Below are 26,652 nucleotides of genomic sequence, written 5' to 3'. Positions count from 1 at the left end.
ATGTGCATTTGTCGGGTGAGGCGAGGGAGCGTGGTGCATAGACTTCCGCTGTCCCCAAGCCAGCGGGGGCTATGGTACGCCCAGGTATTGAACCCGGGCGTGCCCTTTATTACTGCCCAGTACTTGGAGTTTCGGGGCAAGCTCGATCACCGTCTCGTAGCAGAAGCCATGGTCCAGGCTGCGCGCGATGTGGAGTCCGGCTTTCTTTTTCTCGCCGAGGGCGACGGTGTTCCAGATCAGTTCGTGGATATCGAATATGACGATAATGTCCCATATGTCGATTTGCGCGGCTTCGATGATCCGGAGGCGACCGCGCATCGGTGGATGACCGAGCGCTTCTCGACACGAATGGATCTCTTCCGAGATCGGCTCATCGCGAGCGTGTTGCTGCATATCGACGACGAGCGGTATTTCCTGTCGAGCTACGTCCACCACATTGCGCTCGACGGCCATGGCGGAATGGTGCAGCTGAGCCGCGCTGCCGAGCTGTACTCGGCGCGGATCGCGGGCGAAGAGACGCCGCCGGTCAAGTCTTTGCCGATCGAGAAGATCATCGAGTTCGAGGCCGCATACATCGGGTCGAAGCGACAGGCCGGCGACCGGGAGCATTGGGCGCAGCGCTTGGCGGATCTACCCGAGCCGCTCTCACTGATCGGCGAAGTTGCTCCGCCTACGATGCCCGCGCGGCGCTCTGCGACTGCTGTGTCGATCGAGCTGTCGGATGCGATCACCGACCGGGCACACGAGCTGAACGCCACAGACGTCCCGATTGTCCTGAGCGCATTCGCCGCATTCCTGGCGCGCACCAGAAGCACCGACGATGTAGTTCTGTCGCTTCCGGTCTCGGCTCGGACCACTGCTGCACTGCGGAGATCCGGCGGTGCGGTATCCAACGTGGTGCCGCTGCGCGTGCACCTCGATCTGTCGGCGTCGGGAACCGATTTGATCCGCAGCGTTCAGGTGGAGCTCAACGGCGCGTTGCGTCATCAGCGGTATCCGTATGCCGACATGCTCGCCGACCTCCGCGCACTCGGCCGCGAACACACCGAGACGCGAAACGCCTTCGGGCCCGTCGTCAACGTCATGAATTTCCATCAGCCGATCGTCTACGGCGACGTGCCGGCCGATTACCACGTGCAGTCCACCGGACCCGTCGACGACCTGTCGATGAATGTGTATGCGGGAATTCCGGGTAAGACCCTCCGCGTCGACTTCGAAGCCAATCCCAACCTGTACACGCAGGACTACCTCGATTTCCTGCACCGCAGGTTCCTCGACTTCCTCCTGCACTTCGTCAGCGACCCGTCGGCACCGGTGGGCGATCTGCCGTTCGCCACCGCCGACGAACTCGACGGCATCACCCCGGCGCGCGGCAAGGGGGCACCTGCCCCGCAGTTGCTGCCCAACCTGCTCACCGCACACGCAGACAGCGACCGCACCGCCGTGCGCGACCGCGACCGTTCGCTCACCTATCGCGAACTCGACGCCCGCTCCGACGAACTCGCCCACCGACTCGTCGCTGCCGGTGCCGGTCCCGAAGACCGCGTCGCGGTGCTGCTGCCACGCTCGATCGACTCGGTGATCGCGCTGTGGGCCGTCGCGAAGACCGGCGCCGCCTACACTCCGATCGACCCGGAACTTCCCGAGATCCGCCTCGCCGAACTGCTCACCGACGTGCCGGTTGCCGTCGTGGGTGCGCAGCCGCTTCCCGCACACGTCGCGCGGGTCGCGCCCGCCGCAGACCGGGAGACGTCCGAGAAGTTCACCGCCGCGCACCGGCTGCGCGCGCTGCACCTCGACAACCCAGCGTGGGTGATCCACACCTCCGGCTCCACCGGCACACCGAAGGCCGTCGCCGTCGGGCACCGCGGTATCGCTGCGCTGGTGACCACCCTGCGCGACCGCTACAACGCCGACGCCGACTTGCGCGTGCTGCACCTCGCCGCACCCAGCTTCGACGCGTCGCTGCAAGAACTACTGCTGGCATTCGACGCGGGCGCCACCGTCGTCCTGTGTCCACCCGACGCCGTCGGCGGCCCCGCACTCGCGACACTGCTGCGCACCGAACGCGTCACCCACGCCATCACCGCACCGGCCGTCCTCGCCGTCACTCCCGAACACGGGTTGCCCGATCTCACGATGCTCGACGCCGGCGGCGAATCGCTGCCGCAGGCCGTCGCCGACCGCTGGTCGCCGGGCCGCACCATGCTCAACGCGTACGGCCCGACGGAAACCACAGTCCTCGCGACACTCAGCGCGCCACTGGAACCCGGCGCCGGTGTTCCTATCGGTCGGCCGATCGACGGCATGACCGCCGTGGTCCTCGACTCCCGCCTGCACCCCGTGCCTGTCGGAGTGTCCGGCGAGCTGTACCTCGGGGGAGACGCCGTGGCCCGCGGCTACCTCGGTGCACCCGCACTCACCGCCGAGCGGTTCGTCGCGTCCCCGTTCGGTGGTCGGATGTACCGCACGGGCGACGTGGTGCGCTGGCACTCCGACGGACAGCTCGTCTTCCTCGGCCGCGCCGATCAGCAGGTGAAGATCCGTGGCCGCCGCATCGAACTCGGCGAGATCGAAGCGGCCCTGACCTCGTTCGACGCCGTGCGCGCCGCCACTGTGGTGGTGCGCGGCGAGCACCTCGCCGCGTACGTGGTGGGCGACGTCGACGTTCCCGACCTCACCATCCACCTCGCGGAACAACTCCCCGGCTATCTGCGGCCCACGTCGATCACCGTGCTCGACGCCCTGCCGCTCACCCCGGGTGGCAAGGTCGACCACCGTGAACTACCCACCCCCGCAGCCGCATCTGCCGGGTCGAAGCCGCTCAGCGGTCCCACCGAACTACTTGTGGCCGAACTGTTCACCGACCTCACCGCCGCCGACAACGTGGGCGGCGACGCCGACTTCTTCGAACTCGGTGGCCACTCTCTCGGTGCCGCGCAGCTCGCCGCGCGCCTGGGTGCTGCACTCGGCCGCGACGTGCAGCTCCGCGATGTGTTCGAGCACCCCACCGTCACCCGGCTCGCTGCCGCAGCCGAGGCACGCCCGCTCGCCGCGTCGGGTCCGGTTGCGCTGGCCGAGACCGGGCCGGCTCCGCTGGCCCCGGCCCAGCAGCGACTACTACTTCTCGCCCGCGCGCACGGAGACCCCGCTGCCTACCACCTGCCGTTCGCCCTGCATCTCGACGGCGCACTCGACGTGCCGGCGCTGCAGGCCGCGCTCCTTGATGTGCTCGGTCGTCACGACATCCTCCGCACCGTCTTCTCGATCACGAGCGACGGACCGGTACAAGAGGTGCTCGGGATCGACGCTGCCGTCCCGACACTCGACCGTGAAGCCATCGATGAGGCGGCCGTCGATACGGTGATCAGGGAGTGGGCGGCCGCACCGTTCGATCTCACCTCCGACATCCCGTTCCGCGTCCGACTGCTTCGCGTGGCCGAGGATCGGCACGTGCTCGCGGTGGTCGCCCACCACATCGCGCTCGACGGCGCGTCGTTCGTGCCGCTCACCACCGACGTCGCCGTCGCATACGCCGCGCGCGTGGACGGGCAGGCACCCGCGTGGGAGCCGTTGCCGCTGCAGTACCGCGACTACGCCCGCTGGCACCGCGACCGGCTCGGCAACACCGCCGACCCCGCGAGCCTCGCCGGCCGCGAACTCGCCTACTGGAGCACCGCCCTCGCCGGGCTCGACGCCGCAGCGCCGCTGCCCACCGACCGTCCGCGCAACGGCGGGTTCGGCCCGGCCTCCGCGGTGGAGTTCACGGTGCCCGCCGACCAGGTCGACGCACTGCGCTCGATCGCTTCTGCCCACGACGCCACCGTGTTCATGGCCGTGCACGCCGCGGTCGCGGTGTGGTTGTCGGCGTGGACTTCCGGCCGCGACATCGCGATCGGCACCGGCACGGCCGGCCGCGACCATCCCGACCTCGACGCCCTCGTCGGCATGTTCGTCGGCACCGTCGCACTGCGCCTCCACGTCGACCCCGCCGCGCCTTTCACCTCGCTGCTCACCGCGGCCCGTGACACCGACCTCGACGCATTCGCGCACGCCACCGTGCCGTTCGAGCAGGTCGTCGACGCACTCGGGTTCAGCCCGTTCAGCGTGATGCTCGCCTACGACAACGTCGACGTCCCCGACCTCGAACTTCCGAACCTGACGGTGCGGCCGCAGGAAATCGGCTCGGCTCGAGCACGGTTCGACCTCGAGATCTCGATACGTGCCATGCCCGACGGGTCTTTGACGGGCCGCCTCGTCTACGACACGACATTGTTCGACCACACCACCATCGCCACGTGGTCGCAGCGACTGGGCACGGTGCTCGAACACGTCGCGCAACACCCCACTGAGCCGGTGAGCGACGTCGACCTCGGCGCCGTCCCCGTGACGGTCGCCGAACCCGGACCGGAAGCCACCTTCGCCGACATCATCGAACGTTCCGCGGCGCGGGTCGTCGAACCCGGCGGCGAGCCGCTCCGCATCGCGACCGCCGCCCGGCCGCTGGCGTGGACGTTGCTCGGCAGGGGAGTGGGAGCCGAAGACCGTGTCGCGGTGATGGTGCCGCGCGGCGTGTCGTCGGTGATCGCGGCCGCCGCCGTGACTCTCACCGGCGCGGCGTTCGTGCCCGTCGACCCCGCCCAGCCTGCCGCCCGCATCAACGCGTTGCTCACCGACTCCGGCGTCGAGTACGCGATCGCCGGCCCCGACGTGCCTGTGCCGTCGGGTGTGGAGATCGTGCCGTTCACGCTCGACGGCGACACCCGTGAGATCACCGATGCCGACCGCGTGCGACCGGTGCATCTCGACAACCTCGCCTACCTCGTTTACACCTCCGGGTCGACGGGTAAGCCGAAGGGCGTGGCGGTCGCGCACCGCGGACTCGGGCCGCTCGCACAGTCGTTCGTCGAACGTTTCGCATTGCACGACGACGCCCGCATCCTGCACTTCGCGAACCCCGCCTTCGACGGTGCCGTGCTCGAACAGGTGATGGCGTTGACCGCGGGCGGAACCCTCGTGGTGGCACCGCCCGATCTGTTCGGCGGCGACGAACTGCTCGAACTACTTCGTAGCGAGCGCATCACGCACTGGTTCACGACGCCGTCGGTGCCGACCCAGCTCGACCCGGCCGGACTCGACGACCTCGAAGTCCTCGCGGTGGGCGGCGAGAAATGGCCGGCGGAGACCGCGGAACGGTGGTCGCCGGGTCGCACGATGCTGAATGTGTACGGGCCCACTGAAACCACGGTGATCGCCACCGCCAGCACCCCGTTGCGGCCGGGAGGTGCGCTCACCATCGGGACCGGTCTCGTCGGCGTCACCGCGGCGGTGCTCGATCATCGCCTGCGACCCGTGCCCGACGGCGTGACCGGCGAGCTGTACCTCATGGGGCAGGGCGTGGCCCGCGGATACCTCGACGCACCCGCCCTCACTGCCGAGCGTTTCGTCGCCGACCCGTTCGGCGGTGGTCGCATGTACCGCACGGGCGACCTCGTGCGCTGGACCCGCGACCACGCCCTCGACTTCGTGGGCCGCGCCGACCACCAGGTCAAGATCCGCGGCTTCCGCATCGAACTCGGTGAAATCGACGCCGTTCTCCACGACCACCCGGGTGTGCGCACCGCCGTCACCGTCGTCCGAGACAGCGCACTCGCCGCGTACGTGCACAGCCCCGACATCCAGCTCGACGGACGCGAGATCCGCGACCGGCTCGCCACCCGCCTGCCGCGACACATGGTGCCCTCGACCGTCACCGTGCTCGACGCGGTGCCGCTCACCAGCACCGGAAAGATCGACCGCGCTGCACTGCCCGTCCCTGCCGCAGAATCCACCGCCGATCACGGGTTCCGGAGCGTCACCGAAGAACTCGTCGCCGGGATAGTCGCCGATGTGCTGGGGACGTCCGCCGTGTCGGGCGACGACGACTTCTTCGCGAGCGGAGGCAACTCGCTGCTCGCCACCACCCTCGCAGCCCGGCTCGGCGCGGTCGCGGGCCGGCGCGTGGGTGTGCGCGACGTGTTCGACAACCCCACCGTCGCCGACCTCGCCCGCGTGGTTGCGTCCTCCGGTTCGGTGGCAAACATCCCGCTCGTCCACAGCGACGACACCGGACACGCCGACAACCCGGGCGACGCACCGCTCGCCCCCGCACAGCAGCGAATGTGGCTCGTCAACCGGTTCGATGTCGCCGCCGGCACCGACGGTGGCGACCACATCGCCTTCGCCATCGACCTCGCCGCCGACACCGATCTCGACGCCCTGCGCGCCGCGTTCGCGGATGTGATCGCCCGCCACGAGACACTGCGCACCGTCTATCCCGATGCGGGTGACGGCCCGCGTCAGAACCTGCTCGACACGGTGGAACTCGATCTCGAGCCCATCGACGCTCCCGCCGAGCTCGACGATCGGTTGGACGAGTTCGCCCGTGCGCGTTTCGATCTCACCGTCGACGCGCCCGTCCGTGCGAAGCTCTACCTCACCACCGCCGGGTTCACGCTCGCTGTGGTGCTCCACCACATCGCAGTCGACGGTTTGTCGCTACTCCCACTAGGTCGCGACGCTGCGACGGCATATGCTGATCGTCGAGCCGGCGAGACCCCTGACCTCGCCGGCTCGTCGATCACCTTCCGCGACTACGCGCGTTGGCACACAGCCGTTCTCGGCGACGAATCCGACCCCGACAGCCTGGCCGCGAAGCAGCTCGCGTACTGGAAGCAGACGCTCTCCGGCGCGCCGCCGCTGCTCGAGTTGCCCACCGACCACCCGCGCGCACACAACATGGCCGGGACTGTGGGGCGGGTCGGGTTCACGGTGCCCGCCGAAGTGCATGCCGCGATCGACAAACTCGCCCGCGCCAATGACGTCACCCCGTTCATGGTGGTGCACGCCGCGTTCGCGACGCTGCTGTCGTCGCTCGCCGCGACCGACGACATCGTCATCGGCGCCCCCGTCTCGGGACGCACCGAGGCCGCGCTCGACGGCATGGTGGGCATGTTCGTCGGCACCGTCCCGCTACGCCTGTCGGTGCAGCCGCGGGCCAGTTTCACCGACCTGCTCGCCGACGCGCGCCGCGTGGACCTCGACGCGTTCGCGCACGCCGACGTTCCGTTCGACCGCATCGTCGACGCCGTGGGTGCGAGCACCAGCGGACACCACCCGGTGTTCCAGGTGATCCTCGCCTACGAGAGCTTCGGCATCGACACCTTCACCGTGCCCGGCGCGGCGGTGCGCGAGTTGCCGTCCGGCGCTGCGCGTGTGGACCTCGAACTGAACATCCGCGATCACCGCACCGACGCCGGTACGCCCGCGGGATTGACGGGCACGTTCACTTTTCCTGCGGAAATGTTCGAAAGTGAGACCTTGTTTGACTGGGGTACGGGGCTTGTGCGTACTCTCGACTCGGTTGCCGCGGATCCGGCTCGTCCGGTGGGCGGTATCCCCCTGCGTGGCGCCGACCACACCCCCGTCGGCGTCACGCTCCCGTCTGTGGCCACCTCGCCCCTCGACCTCCTCGCCGCCCGCGTCGCCGACGACGCGGAAGCCGTCGCGGTGTCCAACGCCGGCGAGACTCTCACGTACGGGCAGCTGTGGTCGCGCTCCGGTGGTCTGGCCGCGGTGCTGCGCGAACGGGGCATCGGCACCGATGACGTGGTGGCCGTGGCATTGCCGCGCTCGCTCGATCTCGTCGTCGCACTCCTCGCCGTCACGCGCGCCGGGGCGACATACCTGCCGGTCGACGTCACCCACCCCGCACCGCGCCTGCGAGCGCTGTTCGACGATGCGTCGCCGTCGGTTGTGCTCGCGCAGAGCAGCTTCGAGGCGCCCGTGCCCGCGCTGCACCTCGACGACCCGGAAATCGCCGCCCGCATCGACGACGGCGCCGACTTCGACACCCCCATCCCCACGGACAGCGGCGCCTACCTGATCTACACGTCCGGTTCCACGGGCACCCCGAAGGGTGTGCTCGTCACCCACCGCAACCTGGCGACGCTGCTCGCCGCGACCACGTTCGATTTCGGCTGCGTCCCGGGCGATGTGTGGACGCTGTTCCACTCACCTGCCTTCGACTTCTCGGTGTGGGAGATGTGGGGCGCGCTCACCACGGGCGCGCGACTCGTCGTGATCGATCACCACACTGTGCGCGATCCCGCCGCATTCGCCGACCTGCTTGCCCGCGAGCACGTTACGGTCCTGAGCCAGACACCCCGCGCCTTCTACCAGCTCGCCGACCTCGACGTGTCGCTGCCAGACCTGCGGCTCGTGATCTTCGGCGGCGAGGCGCTCGACCCCACACGCGTGATGCCGTGGGCGCGGCGGCACCCGCACGTGCACGCGGTCAACATGTTCGGCATCACGGAAACCACCGTGCACGTCACCGCCGGGGAAGCCACCGCCGCCGGCATCGGTAGCCCGATCCCGGGGATGGGCGTCGACGTCCTCGATGTGTCGCTGCGGCAGGCCTTGCCCGGCGCGATCGGCGAACTGTACGTCACCGGAGATCAGCTGGCGCGCGGCTACCGCGGCCGACCCGGACTGACCGCGGCCCGGTTCGTCGCCGCACCCGGCGGTGCCCGCCGCTACCGCACCGGCGACCTCGCCCGCCGCGACCGCTCCGGCGGCTTGCGCTATCTGGGCCGCGCCGACCATCAGATCGAACTGCGCGGCTACCGCATCGAACCCGGCGAGATCGAAGCCGCCCTCCTCGACTGCGACGGCGTCACCCAGGCCGCGGTGCTGCTGCGCGACGACATGCTCGTCGCCTACCTCGTGGGCGGCGACAGCACCGCCGCGCTCAGCGAACTGCGCCGCACCCTGCCCGACTACCTGGTGCCCGCGGCCGCCGTGACACTGGACGCCTTGCCGCGCACCGCCAACGGCAAACTCGACCGCGACGCCCTGCCGATGCCCGAGGTCACGAGCGCCGGGGGAGCGGCACCGCACGGACCCGTCGAAGAACTCGTCGCCGAAGTGGTCGCCGGGCTGCTCGGCGTCGGCGCGGTGCACAGTGCCGCGGGACTCTCCGCGACCGACGACTTCTTCCACCTCGGCGGCAACTCACTGCTCGCCACCCGCCTCGCCGGGCACCTCACCGACATCACCGACGTCGACGTCACCGTCCGCGACATCTTCGACGCCCGCACCGTCGCCGGGCTCGCCGCGGTCATCACGGAGAGAGCAGGCACCGGTCGCTCGCGGCCGCAACTGGTCGCGGGGGACGGTCTCGCACCGATGTCCGCAGCTCCGATGTCCGCAGCCCAGCAGCGCCTGTGGTTCGTCAACCGCTTCGACCCGGCCTCTCCCGGCTACAACCTGCCGTTCGCGGTGCAGCTCGACGGCGATCTCGACGTCGCAGCCCTCGCCGCCGCCCTCGGGGATCTCATCGAACGGCACCGCACACTGCGCACCGTGTACCCCACAGCAACCGAGCAGGTGCTGCTGCCTGCCGAGCCCGTCGTTCTCGACCCCATCGCCGTCCCCGATGACGCGCTCGGCGAGTTCGTCACCGAATTCGCCTCGGCCGGATTCGATCTCACCGTCGATCGGCCGTTGCGTACGCGGCTGTACCGGACGGCACCCGAGCGGCACGTGCTCGTGGTGGTGCTGCACCACATCGCCGCCGACGGATGGTCGCTCACCCCGCTGCTACGCGACATCGCCGTCGCCTATGAGGCGCGCCATGTGGGTGTGGCGCCGTCGTGGTCGCCGCTGCCGGTGCAGTACAGCGACTTTGCGCGGCGTCAACGCGCGATCGCCGACGAACAGCTGCCGTATTGGCTCGACACGCTTGCCTGCCTGCCCGAGGAAACGACACTGCCGAGCGATCGGCCGCGTCCGGCGGAGCCCACCGGACACGGCGCCGCGCACGTCGTCTCCCTCGATGCCGAACTCGTCGACGGTGTGCGCGACCTCGCCCGCACAGGACACGCGACGCTGTTCATGGTGCTGCATGCCGCGCTCGCGACCCTGCTGCACCGACACGGCGCCGGCCGCGACATCCCCATCGGCACCGTGGTCTCCGGTCGCGGCGAACCACAACTCGACGACCTCGTGGGCATGTTCGTCGGCACCCTCGTGCTGCGCACCGACGTGAACCCGGATGCGACGTTCACCGAGTTCCTCGAACAGGTACGCAGCCGCGACGTCGGCGCCTACATGCACCCCGATGCGCCGTTCGAGACGCTCGTCGAACACCTCAACCCCGTGCGCAGCGCAGCGCGGCACCCGCTGTTCCAGGTGTCGCTGTCGCTGAACCGGCCCACCGTCGACGCCGTTGACACCGCTAACACAGTCGACACCGCCGCACTGCCCGGAGTGGACGTGTCGGTGCTGCCGGTGGACACCCGCCACACCCAGCTCGACCTGCAGATCACCGCCACCCCCACCGGTTCGGGCCTCGACCTCGAATTCTTCTACAGCACAGACCTGTACGACGAGGAAACCATCGCCGCCGCCGCCGACCGGTACTCGGCGATCCTGCGTGCCGCCGTCACCGACCCGCAGGTCCGGCTCGGCGACATCGACCTGATCGACGGTGGGAACCCGGTGGTGGAGGGACGTTTCGCCGCGTCGACCCGGTCGCTGCGGCAGCGCCTCGCCGCCGGCGCCGACTTCGGCGGCGACCACGTGGCCGTGCGCGACGGCGACCGCGAACTGACCTACCCCGAACTCCTTTTCTACGCGGACGATCTCGCTGCCCGCCTCCAGGACGCCGGTGTACGCCCCGGTGATGCGGTGGCGTGTGCGCTGCCGCGGTCGCTGGAGTCGGTGCTCGCAGTGTGGGGCATCGTCCGCGCCGGGGCCGCTCCGATGCTCGTCGACCCCGCCCAGCCCACCGCGCGCCTCGCCGCGATGCTCGACGGCGTCGCCGCCGGTGTGGGCGAGAGCAACCATCTGCCCGGCACCGTGACGTGGGTGCCCGTCGACAACGGCACCGAATTCGATCCCGTCCCGGTCTTCGAACCGGCGCCCGATTCGCCCGCGTACTACGTGTTCACCTCCGGCACCTCCGGAAACCCCAAGGGCGTCACCATCACCCAACGCGGTATGAGTGCGTTCGCCGACGATATCAACCAGGATCTCGGTGCCGTCCCCGGCGACCGCGTGTTGCACGTGGCGGCACCCAGCTTCGACGCAGCGATGCTCGAGATCCTCACCGCAGGTCTGTCCGGTGCGACGCTGATCGTGGCCGACGCCGACAGCTACGGCGGCGCCGCCCTCGCCGACCTGCTCGACCGCGACGCCATCACCCACGCGGTGATGACACCGTCCACCCTCGCGACCGTCCCACCCCGCGACCTGCCGCACCTGCGGGTGCTCATGCTCGGCGGCGACCGCCTCACGTCCGCGCTCGTCGACCGCTGGGCGCCGGGACGCACCCTGATCAACAGCTACGGCCCCGCCGAAGCCACCATGTTCGTCACCAACTCGAAGCCGCTGCACCCGGGCGACGACATCGTGATCGGTAAGCCCGTGCGGTCGTCCTCGGTGGTCGTGCTCGACGACCGGCTGCGGCCCGTGCCCATCGGCGTGATCGGCGAACTGTATGTGGGCGGCGGACGCCTCGCCACCGGCTACCGCGGCGGCGCTGCCCGCACCGCCGAACGTTTCATCGCCGCACCCGGCGGCACCCGCCGCTACCGCACCGGCGACCTCGTGCGGTGGCGCCGCGACGGCACCCTCGAATTCCACGGACGCAGCGACAATCAGTTCAAACTGCGCGGTGTGCGCATCGAGCCCGGCGAGATCGACGCGACACTGTCGGCCCTGAGCGGCATCGATCGCTCTGTCACGTTGCCGCGCAACGGGATTCTCACGTCGTATGTGACACCCGCCGGCGTGGACGTCGACGACGTGCGACGCGCACTGCGCGACGTGCTGCCCGCACATCTCGTGCCCACGGTGATCGTGCCGCTCGAGACGATCCCGCTCACCGCACACGGCAAGATCGACGTGGCGGCGCTGCCCGCGTTGTCGTCGTCGGGTTCGTCGGAGCCGGCGACCGGGACCGAGATCACGGTGGCGCGGGTGCTCGGTGATCTCCTGGACAGGGGCACGATCGGTCGCGACGACGACTTCTTCGCCCTCGGCGGCAACTCGCTGCTCGCGACCGTGCTCGTCGGGCGTCTGCGCGACGAGACCGGCGTGAGCGTGTCGCTGCGGACGCTGTTCACCCACCCCACCGTCGAGGCGCTCGCCGCGGTCATCGATGCCGGCGGCGCCGAGCGCGAGGACGGGCCGGTCGCGGTGTCGCCGAGACCCGACCGCATTCCGCTCGGCCGCGCCCAGCGTCGCCTGTGGGGTCTGGGCGCTCTCGCACCCGACGCCTACCGCCTGCACAGCACCGTTCAGTTGCGCGGACCACTCGACGTGCTCGCCCTCGAAGAAGCCCTCGACGACGTGACGCAGCGCCACGAGATCCTGCGCACCGACTACGTCGTCGACGGTGACGGCGTGCACCAGGTGGTGACCGGTAGGGGGCGGTGGTCGAGCCGCCTCGAACCGGTCGCGGAGAACCTGCACGTACTGCACCTCGACGTCGACCACTCCATCGCCGACGGCGCCTCACTGCGCCCGCTGTTGCGCGACCTCACCGTCGCCTATCTCGCACGCACCGCGGGCACTGCGCCGAAGTGGCAGCCGCTGCCGCTGCAGTACGCCGACTACGCACTGTGGGAGCAGGATCGCGGAGTGCCGGCAGCCGACATCGAGCACTGGCAACGCGCCCTCGACGGTCTCGTCGTGACCGAGCTGCCCGTCGACCACACCGGCGCAGAGGCTGTGGCACAGCGCCTCGACTTCGAGATTTCCGCCGACGTGCGCGACCGTGTCGCGGGGCTTGCGCGTGAGCACGGCGCCACCGAATTCATGGTGCTGCACGCCGCGCTGTCGGTGCTCCTCGCCCGCCTCGGCGCGCACGACGACATCGCCGTCGCCGCCGTGACCGGGGGACGTCACTGGGCGCAGCTCGAAGACCTTGTCGGCCCGTTCCTCGACACCCTTGTGCTGCGGGCGCGCGTGGCACCCGACATGCCGTTCGCCGGGCTGCTCACCCAGGTGCGCGACTTCGATGTCGCCGCGTTCGATCACACCGCCGTGCCGTTCGAGCAGATCGTCGCCGACATCCACGGCACACCGCAGGTGGCGCTGGCGCTGCAGGACTTCGGCATGGAGCCGCTGCAGGTGGGCGAGCTGACACTCGAAGCACAGGAAAGTATCGACGACACACCGAAATTCGATCTGCAGTTCTCGCTCGCGCCCGGCTCCGATGGTTTTGTCGGAACCGTGCTGTTCGACGCATCCCGCTTCGCCGAACCCACCGCAGCCCGGTTGGCCGAGCGATTCGTGACGATCCTCGATGTCCTCACTGCCGCACCCGATGCCGCGGTGGGCGATGCAAAGTTCACTGCGGTGGCCGAGCCGCTTGTCGGAGGCACACCCGCGGCCTTCCGCACCTTGCCGGAGTTGCTGCGCGCCACCGCCGCCGCGCACCCCGACCGCGAAGCAGTGCGCGGTGACGGCGTTTCGCTCACCTACCGCGAACTCGACGAACAGTCCGATGCGGTGGCCGACGAACTACGCGCGACCGGCGCCGGGCCGGGCCGGGTCGTGCGCATCGATCTGCCCCGCAGCGTCGACTACATCCGCATGCTGTGGGCCGTCACGAAAACCGGCGCGGCGTTCATGTCGTCTGCCGGCGCGGAGCCCACCGGCGTGGGCGAGCAGTGCCCACCCGATGTCGCCTACGTGGTCGCGACGTCCGGCTCCACCGGCACCCCCAAGCGCGTCGCCGTCACGCACCGCGGGCTCGCGCCGCTCGCCGCCGAGGTTCGGGCGCGGTACCGGGTCGCGCCCGGGGACCTTGTACTGCACGGATATTCACCCGCATTCGACGCCGCACTGCTCGAACTGCTCCTCGCGCACACGAGCGGGGCGACGCTGGTCGTCGCACCACCCGACGTGTATGCGGGGGCCGACCTTCATCACCTGCTCGTCGACGAGCACGTCACGCACTACCTCTCGACACCCACGGTGCTCGGCACCCTCGACCCCGGCGGGCTGCCCGATCTGCGTGTCGTCGCGTCCGGTGGCGAATCGCTCTCGCCCGCACTGGCCGCACGCTGGGCCGCAGGCCGCACGATGCTCGACGCATACGGACCCAGCGAAGCGACGATCATCTCGACCCTCGTCGAGATCACCGGCGACGCCCCGGCCGGCATCGGCAGCCCGGTGCCCGGCACCGTCGCCCACGTCCTCGACACCCGCCTGCGGCCGGTACCGGACGGCGCCGTCGGCGAGCTCTACCTCGCCGGTGCAGGACTGGCCGCCGGCTACCTCGATGCACCCGCCCTCACCGCCGAGCGTTTCGTCGCGGCGGCGGACGGCACCCGCATGTACCGCACGGGCGACCTCGTGCACCGCACCGGCGATGCCCTCGCCTACCGGGGTCGCACCGACCGCCAGCTCAAGGTGCGCGGCGTGCGCATCGAACCCGGCGAGCTCGAAGCGTCGCTGCTCGCACAGCCCGACGTGCGGCACGCTGCGGTGCTCGCGCTCGGCGGCACGCTGGTGGCGTTCGTCGCCGGACACGAGCTGACCGCGACGAACGTGCAGGCATCGCTGTCGCTGGTGGTGCCGCCGCAGCGCATGCCCGGTCGTGTGCGGGTTGTGGATGCACTGCCGCTCACCGCCAACGGCAAGCTCGACGTGGCGGCGCTCGAATCATTCGATGCCGCACATTTGGTTGACACTGGGCAGCCGTTCGACGATGTGGTGGTCGACGACCGCTCGCTCACCGACGCCGAAGACCTCGTGGTCACCGTCGCCGAGCACGTGCTCGGTGTGCGGCCGTCTGCGCATCGCGGATTCTTCGCGGCGGGCGGCGACTCGCTGTCGGCCGTCGTGTTCGCCGCGCGCCTCACCGACGCTTTCGGAGTGGACGTGCCCGTGCGTTCGGTGCTGCACGCCCCGACCCTCGTGGCGCTGGCTCACAGCATCGGTGAAGAAGATCCGCGGATCCCGTTGCAGCACTACGATGTCGATGGGCCTACTCCTCTCGCGCCCGCGCAGCGACGACTGTGGCTGCTGAGCCGCGTCGACCCCGACACGACCGCATACGTCGTGCCCGTCGTGCTCGCACTCGCCGGCGAACTCGACGTCGACGCATTGGCCGCGGCGGTCGGCGACGTGATCGACCGCCACCGCATCCTGCGGACCGCACACACCGACGCCGGTCAGGTACTGCTCGACCCGCCTGCGCTCGAACAGCTCTCGCACACCGACATCGATGCAGGGATTGCCGAGATCACCGCGACACCGTTCGACCTCGCCACCGAGGCGCCGCTGCGGATCCGGTTGCTGGACGTCGAGCCCGGCAGGTGGATCCTCGCCGCCGCAGTGCACCACATCGCGTTCGACGGCGGTTCCGTCGGCCCGCTGCTCGACGACCTGTCGCGTGCCTACACCGCCCGTCTCGCCGGAAACGCACCGCAGTTCACGGAGCTGCCCGTCTCCTACGGCGACTACGCGCGCTGGCAGCACGACCTGCTCGGCGACCCCACCGATCCGACGTCGCTCGCCGCGCGGCAACTCGACTACTGGGCGACGATCCTCGCGGGCGCGCCCGACAGCCCGCTGCCACTGCCCACCGATCGGCCGCGACCCGCGCGCCCGACCCACCGCGGCGCGCAGACCGTCGTCCACCTCGCCGCCGACCTCCACCACCGGCTCCGCGAAACCGCACGCAACCACGACGTGACCGTGTTCATGCTGGCCCACGCCGTGCTCGCGGCACTGCTCGCGCGTCGCAGCGGCCGCGACGACATCACCATCGGCACCGCCGTGGCCGGTCGCGGCGACCCCCAGCTCGAGCACCTCGTCGGCATGTTCGTCGGCACCGTGCCGCTGCGCACCGTCATCGAACCCGCCCGGCCGTTCGACGCACTGCTGCGTGACGTGCGCGCCACCGACCTCGGCGCGTTCGCCCACGCCGACGTGCCGTTCGAAGAGGTGGTCGCGAAGGTCGCGCCGACGCGCGAGCAGGCCTACCACCCGCTGTTCCAGGTGCTGCTCACCCACCGCGCCGTAGCCGACGAGACGCTGCCCCAGCTGCCCGGACTGCGAATCACCGAAGCCGACGCCGGTGCGCCCCCCGCCCAGTTCGATCTCGTCCTCGAAGTCGTCGAACGGGGCGACCGCAGTGATATCGACCACGGGGGCATCGACCTGCGGCTCGTGCACGCCGTCGACCTGTTCGACACTGCCACCGCAGAGTCGCTGCTCGCGGACTACGTGTCGCTGCTCGGTGACGCCGTGGACCGTCCGGCACTGCCGGTCGGCGACCTCGCCGTCCCCGCACCCGCGCCACTGTCGACGCCCGCCGTGGAGCCCCGCACTTTGGTCGACCTGCTCGACGACGCCGTCGCGGAGCATCCCGGTGCCATCGCCGTGCAGGCCGGCCACGTCGTGTGGACGTACTCGGGGCTGTCCGCCCGCGCCGACGAGATCGCCGCCGACCTCGCCCGGCGCGGTATCGGCACCGGCGATATCGTCGCGATTTCGTCACCGCGCGATCAGCATTGGCCGCTCGCCGTGTGGGCGGTCGCCAAGAGCGGTGCCGCGTGGGTGTCGGTGGATCCGGCACAACCCGCCGCGCGCATCGACGCGATCCTGCGCGACTCCGGCGCCACCTACGGGCTCACCGTCGGTGCATACGGGCCCGGTAACGTCACCTGGCTCGACCTCACCGCCGACCGCGACGACGTGCTTGTGCCCGCAGTACCGGCCGTGCGCGTCGACGACACCGCCTATGTGATCTACACATCCGGCACGACCGGCACACCGAAGGGCGTCGAGGTGACGCACCGCGGGCTCACCGCCCTCGTCGACCTGCAGCGCGCACGCCTCGACGCGGCGCCCGGCGCGCGGGTGCTGCAGGCGGCGTCGCACACGTTCGACGCGGCCGTGTTCGAACTGCTCACCGCACACGCGCACGGCGGCACGCTGGTGATCGCACCCGAGCACACCTTCGCCGGTGAGCCGCTGCAGCAGTTGATCGTCGACGAACGCATCACCCACGCCAACCTCACACCCACCGTGCTCGCCACCCTGTCGCCCGACGTGGCGCCGCTGACCGTGGTCGCGGCCGGTGAATCGCTTACCTCGGCGCTCGCCCGAAAGTGGTCGGGGCACCGCTTGTTCAACGGATACGGCCCCACCGAGCTGACCGTCGGCGTGTCCGTCGGCGGACCCCTGCGCGGTGACGCGAAGCCCGGCATCGGAAGCCCGGTCGCGGGGGCCACCGCCCACGTCCTCGACACGCGCCTGCACCCGGTCCCCGTCGGCACGGTCGGGGAACTGTACGTGAGTGGCAGCGGGCTCGCCCGCGGCTACCGCAACCGAAGCGCAGATACCGCAACACGATTCGTGGCCGATCCGTTCGGTGTTCCCGGAGACCGGCTGTACCGCACGGGTGACCTCGTGCGAATCGGGCGGGACGGTCAGCTCGACCACGTGGGCCGCGCCGATGATCAGGTGCAGATCCACGGCATCCGCGTCGAACCCGCAGAGGTCGACGCCGTGCTCCTCGCCGACCCGCAGGTCGACGCCGCCGTCACCGTTGTCGTCGACAACCAGGCCGGCGACGCCGTGCTCGCCGCCTACGTGCAGGGCGGTGCGACGGTCGACAGCCTGCGACGACGCGTCGCCGCCCACCTCCCGCGACACCTGCGGCCCTCGAGCATCACCGTCGTCGACGCTCTGCCGTTCACGTCGTCGGGCAAGATCGACCGCGAAGCGCTGCCGACGCCCGACGCACCCGCAGTCGAATTCGTGCCGCCGCAGGGACCTCTCGCGCAGACCGTTGCCGCGATCTTTGCGCGGCACCTCGGCGTGCCCGCCGATACAGTCTCGGCCGATCGCGGATTCTTCGATCTCGGTGGAAGTTCCATCGCCGCAGTCGCACTGGCCGGCGACCTGCGCACCGAACTCGACCGCGACATTCCGCTCGAGTGGCTGTTCACCTCGTCGTCGGTCGACGAACTCGCGCACCGCATCGAACACGGCGGTGAGGCAACCGATCCGCTCGGTACTGTCGTCGAACTCACCGCAGGCGACGCACGTGCACCGCTGTTCTGCATCCACCCCATCAGCGGGCTCGCGTGGAGCTACCGGGGTCTCGGCGCCCACCTGGAGGGCCGCGCACTGTACGGCGTGCAGGCACTCGGGTTCGACGACCTTCCGGACAGTATCGGTGAACTCGCCGCGCGATATGTCGACGAGGTCCGTAAGGTGCAGCCCGTGGGCCCGTATCACCTGCTCGGCTGGTCGGTGGGAGGCACGATCGCCCACGAGATGGCCGTGCAACTGCGGGAGCGCGGCGAACAGGTGGGTGTACTCGCGTTACTCGACACCCTCACGCCCGAAACCCTTCCGGTCGGTGAATCACCCGAACCGGAACCCGAACTGGATTACGCAGCACTGCCCGCCGATCTCGTCGGCGACGTACTCGGGCGGGTCGACGCGGCAGCGCAGGCCGTCGAGACCGCCGCGCTGCGTCACACACCACGCCCCTACGACGGCGACATCGACCTGTTCGTCGCCACCCCAGATCTCGACCGGCATCCAGAGCTCGCTGCGACCTGGCAGCGATACGTGCACGGTCTCGTCGTCGAACACCCGGTGCCGTATACGCACTCGGAGTTGACCGGCGCGGACGCAGTCCGTTCGATCGGTCCGGTTCTCGCCACTGCGCTGGCAGACCGTGACGACTGTCCCATCGTGCCCGCTGGGTGCGCAGTAACCGCAACGAGGGAGACGCCCTGATGGAAGTACACGATTACCTGCGAATTCTGCAGGCGAGGTGGAAGATCGTCGCAGTGACGACGGTCGTCGCGGTCCTCGCCGCACTCGGAGCGTCACTACTGACCACTCCGCAGTACGAAGCGAAGACACGGATGTTCGTGTCGACGTCGTCGGGCGGATCGGTGCAGGAGATCTACCAGGGCAACCTGTTCTCGCAGCAGCGTGTCGCGTCGTACACCAAGCTGCTGACGGGCACGAACCTCGCCGAGCGCACCATCGAGACACTCGGACTCGCCGACGTGACACCCAACGAACTGGCCTCGAAGGTCACTGCGGCGTCGGCCCCCGACACGGTCCTGATCGACATGGCCGTGACCGACCCGTCGCCCGAGCGGGCGCGCGACATCGCCAACGCGATGTCCGACGAGTTCGTCGTCATGGTCCGTGAGCTCGAAACCCCCGAGAACGGTGGTCCTCCCACGGCGCGCGTCGTCGTGGAGACCCAGGCTGCGACACCGTCGGCGCCGGTGACACCCAAGACCATGCGCAACGTCGCACTCGGTCTGGCCGTCGGCGTGCTGCTCGGTATTGCCCTCGCGGTGCTGCGCGATCGCCTCGACAACACCGTCAAGGACCGCGGGACCATCGAGGAGATCGCCGGAGCCGGTGTGGTCGGTGTGATCCCGATGGACAAGGCGCGGCAGGAAGCGCCGGCCATCTCGTTCGCCGAAGCCAACAGCGGTGACGCCGAGGCTTATCGCGAAATGCGCACCAACCTGCAGTTCCTCGAGGTCGACCACCCGCCGCGCGCGATCGTGGTGACCAGTGCACTGCCCACCGAAGGCAAGACGACCACCGCGATCAACATCGCGCTGGTGCTCACCGAGGCAGGGCACACCGTCGCACTGGTCGAGGGCGACCTGCGTCGTCCGCGGGTGTCGAAGTACCTCGGTGTGATGGGCGGTGCCGGCCTGTCGACCGTGCTCGCCAACCAGGCATCGATCTCCGACGTCATGCAGACCACCAAGTACGACGGCCTGTGGGTACTGGGTGCGGGCGCGCTGCCGCCGAACCCGTCGGAGCTGCTCGGCTCCGAGCACGCCCGCGAGGTGCTCGAAGACCTGCGGTCGCGATTCGACTACGTCATCATCGACGCGCCGCCGCTGCTGCCCGTCACCGACGCGGCCGTGCTCAGCACCATCACCGACGGTGCTCTGCTCATCGCGCGGCACGGCAAGACCACCAAGGAACAGCTTGCTCGCGCCGTCGGCAACCTGCAGTCGGTCAACGCGACCGTGCTGGGCACGATCCTCAACATGACGCCGGCGAAGGGTCGCGGGGGATCGTACGAGTACCGGTACTACTACGAGGCCGACAAGCCGGCCACGCCTGCCGCACCGGTCGCGTCGCAGCCCGTCCCGGCCGCTCAGAAGGTGGTGCATCCGCCGGCGCCTCAGCAGCCCCGTCAGTTCGACAGCGAGCGTGCACCCAGTGGTCAGCATGCAACGCCCGCGCCGACACAGGCCATGCCGTACCGGACCAGCGGCGACTACCGGCCCGACAACGACGCGTGGAACGTGTCCGAGCAGTTCCCGCCCGCGCCGTCACGGCACAGCGACGACCAGTACCCGCAGCAGGCGTATTCGTCCGTGCCGGGCTTCGGGCCGAAGAACGGTCATGCAGCCGAGAGCCAGGCGACGCGGCCGGTGATCCAGGCACCGCGACGCCCGGTCGACGACTCAAACCCGGATTCGGGCAAGCAGGGGTAGCAGCAGATCGGCGATCTCCGAACCGACCACGACGAACGTCTCCTCGTCCTGGCCGATCGGATCGGTGATGTCCTCCGGCCCGGACTCGGCAGTGTGCTGAGTTCGGGCCGCTGCCAATTCTGCGACGGTGGTGGCGCCACTCGCCTCCATGAGGCGCGCGGCCTCACGCAGGGTGAAGGTCACGCGCATCTTGCGCGGTGCCACTTCGACGACCTTGTTGCGTTGCCGCTCGCTCATGGTGATGACCATGTCGGAATCTTCCGCGAGCTGGGGTGTGATGCGTTGGGCGACGAATCCGTCCGGGTCGCCGCCGAGCTGCTGAAGTACCAGCGCTGCGGTGGGCTCCATCCCGTGCCCGACCATGGCGCGGGTGCCTCCGCTGTGTGCCGTGAGATCGGTCCGGCCGGCTTCGGCCGCGTATGCGGAGGTCAGGCGCTCAGCGGTGGGCGAGCGGCAAACGTTTCCGGTGCACACAAAGAAGATCCGCATTGGGCGATCGTAGGGGACGCTGCCGGACATGGCCGGTGGGGGACAGGGCGATGTGGCGTTGCAAACATGTTGTATTTCGCGCGACCGCCACGCCGGTGAACAAAGTTCCAGGTGAGCGAGTAGTCGTGTCCGTTTCGTGACTGGAGGGTTGTCGTTACGTCTGGTAAGTGTGATTGGCACGGTCACGGTTTGCGCGCACACTGAACTCATGTGGTGGTGGATCGCGGTGGGGTTGGTGGCCTGGCTTGCAGTGTCGGTCGCGATCGCATTTGCTGTGGGTGCGTTCTTACGCGTGGCCGAACGCGAAGAGCAGCTCGTCGAATTGCAGCGTGAGCAACGCGATCACGTGCAGCCACCCCCTTCCGAGCTGACCCCGTGAATCAATAAAGAGACATTCCGGTTCTTCCCGACGTGCGGCGTCTCTTCGCCGCGACACGGATCGTTACCTGCGATAACGTGCAGATGAAGCTGTGCCTGACAGAGGTCGGTTTCGCGTGCCGCTCACGACGCGGACGCACCAGAAGAATTTTCGGGGAGGAAATTTATGAATTCTGTCGCGAAGAAAGCTGCCCTCACTGCTGCCGGTGCCGCTGCACTGGCGTTCGCGGTCCCGGGTGTCGCATCCGCTGCCGGGCCGAACGTCTCTGCCTCTGCTGACGACACCTCCATCACGGTGGACTTCGATCTGCCGCAGAACTCCGTCGAGCTCGGCGCCACCTGCGTCACCTACATCCTCGAGCCGGGCACCGTCGACACCGCGGCCCCGTCGGGCCGTATCGACAACCAGCCCGCAGGTACGAAGTTCTCGGTGAAGAACACCCAGACTTCGTCCGCCACCTACGTCAAGGACGGTGCACCCGCGCAGGCCGGCGCTCGCGCGATCACGCCGGGCACCTACGACGTCTACTGGGGTTGCCAGGACGCCTCGGGCACCACCTACGACAACATCTTCGACGCGTCGGGCCGCCCGTTCGCGAAGGATCCCATCACGGTGACCGTCGGCGGCGGCGAGGCTGCACCTGCCGAAGCTGCACCTGCCGAGGGTGCTCCCGCCGGTGCTGCTCCGGCCGAGGCCGCCCCGGCCCCTCAGAGTGAGGGCGAGGCCGCCCAGATCTCCGACGAGCCTGTGACGACGCCGGAACCGCCGGTCGACGAGCTGCCCATCGATCCGCTGCAGTGGTTCCTCGACTTCCTGCGCGACCTGTTCGCACCCGCGCCGCTGTCCTGAGGCGCGATCGTAGATGCGGCGACGCCTTCGCCTGAAGGCGTCGCCGTGGTGCGTTCACCGCGTAGTTTGGCAGAGGCCGATAGCGGCGCTATAGTGACGGCGGTCACCCATACGGGGCAGATGTGACCTGCGGCCGCCGGGCAAGCCGGCGTTGAGTGCGAGGATTGACTTGAGCACCTGCACCACCGATTCAACGTTCGACAGCTCCGCCGCACCGGGGAGCACCGAGTGGATAAAAGCCCACCTCGCGCGGATGGATGAAGACGTTCAGGGCGACGACATGGTCGTAGACCGACGTAACTGACACCATCCGCGTGCTGCGAAGTCAGCCGCGCGTTGTCCGCAGCGCGCGGCTGTCTGCAGTAGAAGCGTTCGGAGGCGAGATGGCCGGTGTCCCCGGTTTCGACGATCTCGACCTCGATGCGCTGTCGGCCCGCGCGGGAGCGAAGTGGGCGCAGGCGGTAGCAGATGGGTTGATCCCCTCGTGGGTCGCCGACATGGATTTCCCTGTAGCGCCGGAGATTCGGCGTGCGCTACACGATCGGATCGAGAGCAGCGACCTCGGATACCCCGACTGGTTCCGCGGAACACCGCTGCGCACGGAGTTCTGCAAGCGCATGACCTCGCGATACGGGTGGCAACCTGATCCGGATGCCGTCCGCGAGCAGACCGACCTCATCCAGGCATTGCAGATCATCCTGCATCTCGCCACCGCCCGCGGCGACGCCGTCGCGATCCAGACCCCGAACTACCCGCCGTTCCTCTCCACGCTGCGACGAATGGGTTTGCAGCAGATCGACTTTCCGTTCGTAGGAACCGGCGACGGGTGGGAACTCGACTTCGACACCTTCGAGCAGTCGGTCGCGCGGTACCGTCCCCGCGTCCTGATCCTGGTGAACCCGCACAACCCGACCGGACGGGTGCACACGCGCGACGAACTCGACCGCATCGCCGATATCGCCGAGCGATTCGACATTCTCGTCGTCAGCGACGAAATCCACGCCGAGCTGATCTACGAGCCGCACCGGCACATTCCGTTCGCATCGCTCGGGACAGATACCGCGGCACGGACGGTGACGATCACGTCGGCGAGCAAGGCGTTCAATCTGGCCGGACTACGCTGCGCCGTAGTACATTACGGACCGTCCGGTTTGCTGTCTCGGCGTGATGCCGAACCGTTCGATCTGTACGGCGCGGTGTCGGTGCCCGGAGTGGTGGCGACTCTGGCTGCGTGGCAGCACGGCGACGCGTGGCAGGCGGATCTGCTGCGGGTGCTCGAGCGCAATCGTCGACACGTGCACGAGGTGCTGCGGGCCGAGGTTCCCACCGCGCGACACCACCTTCCCGAGGCGACGTACCTGTCGTGGGTCGACGCCGGACCTCTCGGCCTCGATGATCCGGTGGCCGAGGTGCGTGAGCGCGGCGGCGTCCTCGTCGAGGGCGGTGCGCGATTCGGCCGCGACTACCGAGATCATGTGCGTATCAACTTCGCAACGTCGGACGCTCTGCTCGGGAGAATCCTCGACGGCGTGGTCGCGGGACTGACGACCGGCGGGCGCAGGAAAGCCCCGCCGGCGAATTGAGGGGGGAGGAGCCAGCGGGGCTCTGCGCTGCATCTCCTGTGTCGGGGAGGACTTCAGGGAGATACGGCCACCCGAAGTGGCCGTTGTCGAGTCTAAGTGACCATGATCGATTCGTCCAGAACCGAGACCGAATAGTGATGTAACGGTGAGACATAGGGAAACTTATAGTCTAATCGCCGACGCGGACGGGTACCGCGCGAGTGTCGTCGGGATGGCGCTGGGTCGACCCGGGCGTGGGTCGCCGACGCCGACGCCGACGCCGATTCCGGAGGGTGTACCAGCACCCCCACGCGGCGATGCACAGTCCCACAGCCGACAGCAGATCAGATTCGGTGAGCCCGTGATCGGGAGTCACCACATAGAGGACACGGCCTTCGATCGGGCCGTTGAGGAGAACCCACAAACCGGAAGCGACAGCGGCAGCGAGGCTCGACAGTAGATGCGGGCGGGCGAGGCACCACGTCGACGCCGCGAAGAGCGAGCACATGGCGACGAGCGAATAGAACTCGACGTTCTCCATGGGGCATCACCATCCTTCACGCTGCGTACCCGACCACTGTACTCAGCGCGACGCTGCGCCTGCCGTTCCTGCGAGGGTGTTCTGGGTAACTATCAGGCCTGTACCCCGGTGTGCTCGCGCTGCTCACGCATCCACTTCGGTGCGATGAAAATTCCTTCGGCCTCCACGCACACCCCGTCGGGCCCGGAGATGAACCCCGTCGCGAAGGCCTTGGAACCCTCGATCCGGTCGAGTCTGGCCTCGCAGTGCAGATCGCCGAGCGGAGTGGGACGCCGATATTTCACCGTCAGCGTGCCGGTCATTCCCGGAGCACCCGAGAAACGGGCCGTGTCGCCGAGGAGCTGATCGAGCACCAGGGCGGACACCCCGCCGTGGGCGAATCCGGCGGGACCCTCGTAGCCGGCGTGGAGATGGAAATCGGACCACACGCGGCCGTCGTCGTCGACCTGGAATTCGAGCGGCGGTGCGATCGGGTTGCGCAACCCCATCGCGGCGTTGCCCCACGTCCGGAAGCTGCCGGAATCGTTGAAACGCGTGCCGTACGGACCGGGGTCCCGATCGCGTTCGAGGATCGTCTTGGCCGCGGCAAGATGATTGCGAGCTTCGAGGATCTCGTCGTCATTGCCCCGCGACTGGATGGACAGCACGATGAGCTCGCGCAGATCCTGGGCCAGCGGCTGGTAACGCGCGGTCTGAGCTGCGATTTCCTTGTCGGACAACCCGTCGTTGACGTACAGCCGATAGGCGTCGAGCGAATCCATCATCGTCGGGGTTCTCCATGTTTCGTGCAGTCGGGCATCTGTCATCCGAACAAGCGACACGGGTCCTTGTCAACGTGAGTAGCCGCTGATCGGGACCGTTACGACCAGCGCGCGGGTGCTGGAGAGTCGGCCGAGAGAGGGCGCTGGTACGACAGGTCGGTGGTGTCGCGGGTTCCCTTCAGGAACGTCTGTTTCGTGAAGAAGGGGGACTGCAGAAGCGATGCGTCGGCCGATGCGCTCCACTCCACCGTCGACCTGCGCACCGCGATCCGCCACGTGCCGTCGCGCTTCTCGAGGCGGTCGATGTACCGACCGCTCATCAATTGCACTGTGGACGAGCCCTTTCCGAGCAACCCGACGATGACGTAACTCTCGGCGTGGGCGGTGTCGCCGACGATCTCGCATGTGTGGGTGGTGATGTTGTGGGTGTGGGCGTCCGCAGTGGCGGCATGCGTGGAGTTGGCCCAGCTCGCGTAGTCCTGCCCGCTGTTGATCGTCGCGCCGTGTTCGTCGACGCCGTCGTCGTGATAGGTGCCACCGAGTAGGTCGGTGTCGTGTCGGTCACATCCGCGCGCATGGTTCGCGATGCAGTCGAGAATCGCCGTCCTGTCCATCAGGTACTGCACGTTGCGTTCGAGGGCTGTCAGGTCGGTCATGCGACGGCCTCCTCGCCCACGAGGGTGGTGCGGTGCAGCAACCGCGGTGACGTGACCGAATAGGGCACCGCGCGGTGCAGCATGCCGGTGTTGTCCCACAGCACGAGGTCGCCGGGCTGCCAGTGGTGACGCAGCGAGAACCGCGGCTGCGTCGACCACACGAGGAGACGTCCGATCAGGCCTTTGCTCTGCTCCTCGGGCCACCCGACGACGTGCGATGCGGTGGCCCCGATCAGCAGCGACTTGCGGCCGCTGCGCCGCGTCCACACCAGCGGGTGCTCGCGCTCGGGCACCCGAGCCCACGCGGCCTCCTGCTCGGACGTCGGCTCGGGGTTGGCAAGACGCTGGGCCGCGGCGAAGCTGTGCACCACGCGGAGGGTCTCGAACTCGGCCTTGTCCTGGTCGGAGAGGGCCTCGTACGACGCGTACGTGTTCGCGAACTCGGTGTCGCCGCCCTCGTCGGACACCTGCAGTGCGGTCAGCAACGTGCCCTTCTGGGGGACCTCGTCGGTGGCGCCGTCGATGTGCCAGTGGAAGGTGCCGGCGTTGTACGACGCGAGCACCGTCTTCTTGGGGTCGAGGCTGATCGCGGACACCTCGGGATGGTCGTCCTGGCCTCCCATCCGCGGAACGACGACCTCCCCGAGCATGCGGCTCAGGTCGACCAGGTCGCTGTCGCTGATCTTCGCTTCGCGGAAGACGACGACGCCGTATTCGTCGACGAGCTCCTGGCAGCGCGCGGCGGCCTTCGGGTCGTTGAGTGCGTGCCCCGCGACGCCGGTGATCTCGGCGCCGATTTCTTCGGCGATGGGAGTGAGGTCGGGAAACATACGGTGCGGCCCTCCGAG

10 protein-coding genes are annotated in these 26,652 nt (G+C 68.9%); 5 read left to right on the top strand and 5 right to left on the bottom strand.

Going from position 1 to position 26,652, the window contains the following annotated elements:
- Both ACFWB0_RS12105 and ACFWB0_RS12100 read left to right on the top strand, forming a co-directional pair.
- On the top strand, window positions 1-18,819 hold the full coding sequence (locus ACFWB0_RS12105) for an amino acid adenylation domain-containing protein (RefSeq protein ID WP_378490680.1): 18,819 nt from the start codon (window positions 1-3) through the stop codon (window positions 18,817-18,819).
- Complete coding sequence (locus tag ACFWB0_RS12100) at window positions 18,819-20,567, top strand: polysaccharide biosynthesis tyrosine autokinase (RefSeq protein WP_378490679.1); 1,749 nt, start codon at window positions 18,819-18,821, stop codon at window positions 20,565-20,567. Before ACFWB0_RS12105 ends, ACFWB0_RS12100 begins: the two co-directional genes overlap by 1 nt.
- Here ACFWB0_RS12100 and ACFWB0_RS12095 read toward each other — a convergent pair.
- Window positions 20,538-21,056: a protein tyrosine phosphatase gene (locus ACFWB0_RS12095; RefSeq protein WP_378490678.1), complete on the bottom strand. Its 519-nt coding sequence runs from the start codon at window positions 21,054-21,056 to the stop codon at window positions 20,538-20,540. The two genes, ACFWB0_RS12100 and ACFWB0_RS12095, sit on opposite strands and share 30 nt — an antisense overlap.
- Window positions 21,057-21,264: 208 nt before the next feature.
- Here ACFWB0_RS12095 and ACFWB0_RS12090 point away from each other — a divergent pair, with 208 nt between their 5' ends.
- The 3 genes from ACFWB0_RS12090 to ACFWB0_RS12080 all read left to right on the top strand — a co-directional run bounded on the left by ACFWB0_RS12090 (window position 21,265) and on the right by ACFWB0_RS12080 (window position 23,867).
- Window positions 21,265-21,435 (top strand): hypothetical protein, encoded by a 171-nt coding sequence (locus ACFWB0_RS12090; protein ID WP_378490677.1) that lies wholly within the window; start codon window positions 21,265-21,267, stop codon window positions 21,433-21,435.
- 165 nt (window positions 21,436-21,600) lie between these two features.
- Complete coding sequence (locus ACFWB0_RS12085) at window positions 21,601-22,284, top strand: hypothetical protein (protein WP_378490676.1); 684 nt, start codon at window positions 21,601-21,603, stop codon at window positions 22,282-22,284.
- A 383-nt stretch (window positions 22,285-22,667) separates the two neighbouring features.
- On the top strand, window positions 22,668-23,867 hold the full coding sequence (locus ACFWB0_RS12080; RefSeq protein WP_378490675.1) for a MalY/PatB family protein: 1,200 nt from the start codon (window positions 22,668-22,670) through the stop codon (window positions 23,865-23,867).
- Between the two features lie 169 nt (window positions 23,868-24,036).
- On the opposite strand, the gene ACFWB0_RS12075 is transcribed toward ACFWB0_RS12080, so the two are convergent.
- The 4 genes from ACFWB0_RS12075 to ACFWB0_RS12060 all read right to left on the bottom strand — a co-directional run bounded on the left by ACFWB0_RS12075 (window position 24,037) and on the right by ACFWB0_RS12060 (window position 26,634).
- Window positions 24,037-24,387, bottom strand: a complete 351-nt coding sequence (locus ACFWB0_RS12075) for a hypothetical protein (RefSeq protein WP_378490674.1) — start codon at window positions 24,385-24,387, stop codon at window positions 24,037-24,039.
- 92 nt (window positions 24,388-24,479) lie between these two features.
- A complete protein-coding gene (locus ACFWB0_RS12070; protein WP_378490673.1) occupies window positions 24,480-25,151 on the bottom strand; it encodes a hotdog domain-containing protein in 672 nt (223 codons plus the stop codon).
- Window positions 25,152-25,246: 95 nt separating this feature from the next.
- Complete coding sequence (locus tag ACFWB0_RS12065; RefSeq protein WP_378490672.1) at window positions 25,247-25,804, bottom strand: nuclear transport factor 2 family protein; 558 nt, start codon at window positions 25,802-25,804, stop codon at window positions 25,247-25,249.
- Window positions 25,801-26,634, bottom strand: a complete 834-nt coding sequence (locus ACFWB0_RS12060) for a TauD/TfdA dioxygenase family protein (protein WP_378490671.1) — start codon at window positions 26,632-26,634, stop codon at window positions 25,801-25,803. Before ACFWB0_RS12060 ends, ACFWB0_RS12065 begins: the two co-directional genes overlap by 4 nt.
- Window positions 26,635-26,652: the final 18 nt, after the last annotated feature.

Source organism: Rhodococcus sp. NPDC060086 (assembly GCF_042730275.1).
Classification (GTDB): domain Bacteria; phylum Actinomycetota; class Actinomycetes; order Mycobacteriales; family Mycobacteriaceae; genus Rhodococcus.
The sequence above is the reverse complement of the archived record's forward strand: the minus strand, read 5'-3'. Positions and strand labels throughout refer to the sequence as shown.

Coding starts and splice junctions, on each gene's coding strand:
- ACFWB0_RS12100 (WP_378490679.1), top strand. CDS start 18,819: ATGGAAGTACACGATTACCTGCGAATTCTGCAGGCGAGGTGGAAGATC.
- ACFWB0_RS12105 (WP_378490680.1), top strand. CDS start 1: ATGTGCATTTGTCGGGTGAGGCGAGGGAGCGTGGTGCATAGACTTCCG.
- ACFWB0_RS12065 (WP_378490672.1), bottom strand. CDS start 25,804: ATGACCGACCTGACAGCCCTCGAACGCAACGTGCAGTACCTGATGGAC.
- ACFWB0_RS12070 (WP_378490673.1), bottom strand. CDS start 25,151: ATGATGGATTCGCTCGACGCCTATCGGCTGTACGTCAACGACGGGTTG.
- ACFWB0_RS12095 (WP_378490678.1), bottom strand. CDS start 21,056: ATGCGGATCTTCTTTGTGTGCACCGGAAACGTTTGCCGCTCGCCCACC.
- ACFWB0_RS12075 (WP_378490674.1), bottom strand. CDS start 24,387: ATGGAGAACGTCGAGTTCTATTCGCTCGTCGCCATGTGCTCGCTCTTC.
- ACFWB0_RS12060 (WP_378490671.1), bottom strand. CDS start 26,634: ATGTTTCCCGACCTCACTCCCATCGCCGAAGAAATCGGCGCCGAGATC.
- ACFWB0_RS12085 (WP_378490676.1), top strand. CDS start 21,601: ATGAATTCTGTCGCGAAGAAAGCTGCCCTCACTGCTGCCGGTGCCGCT.
- ACFWB0_RS12080 (WP_378490675.1), top strand. CDS start 22,668: ATGGCCGGTGTCCCCGGTTTCGACGATCTCGACCTCGATGCGCTGTCG.
- ACFWB0_RS12090 (WP_378490677.1), top strand. CDS start 21,265: ATGTGGTGGTGGATCGCGGTGGGGTTGGTGGCCTGGCTTGCAGTGTCG.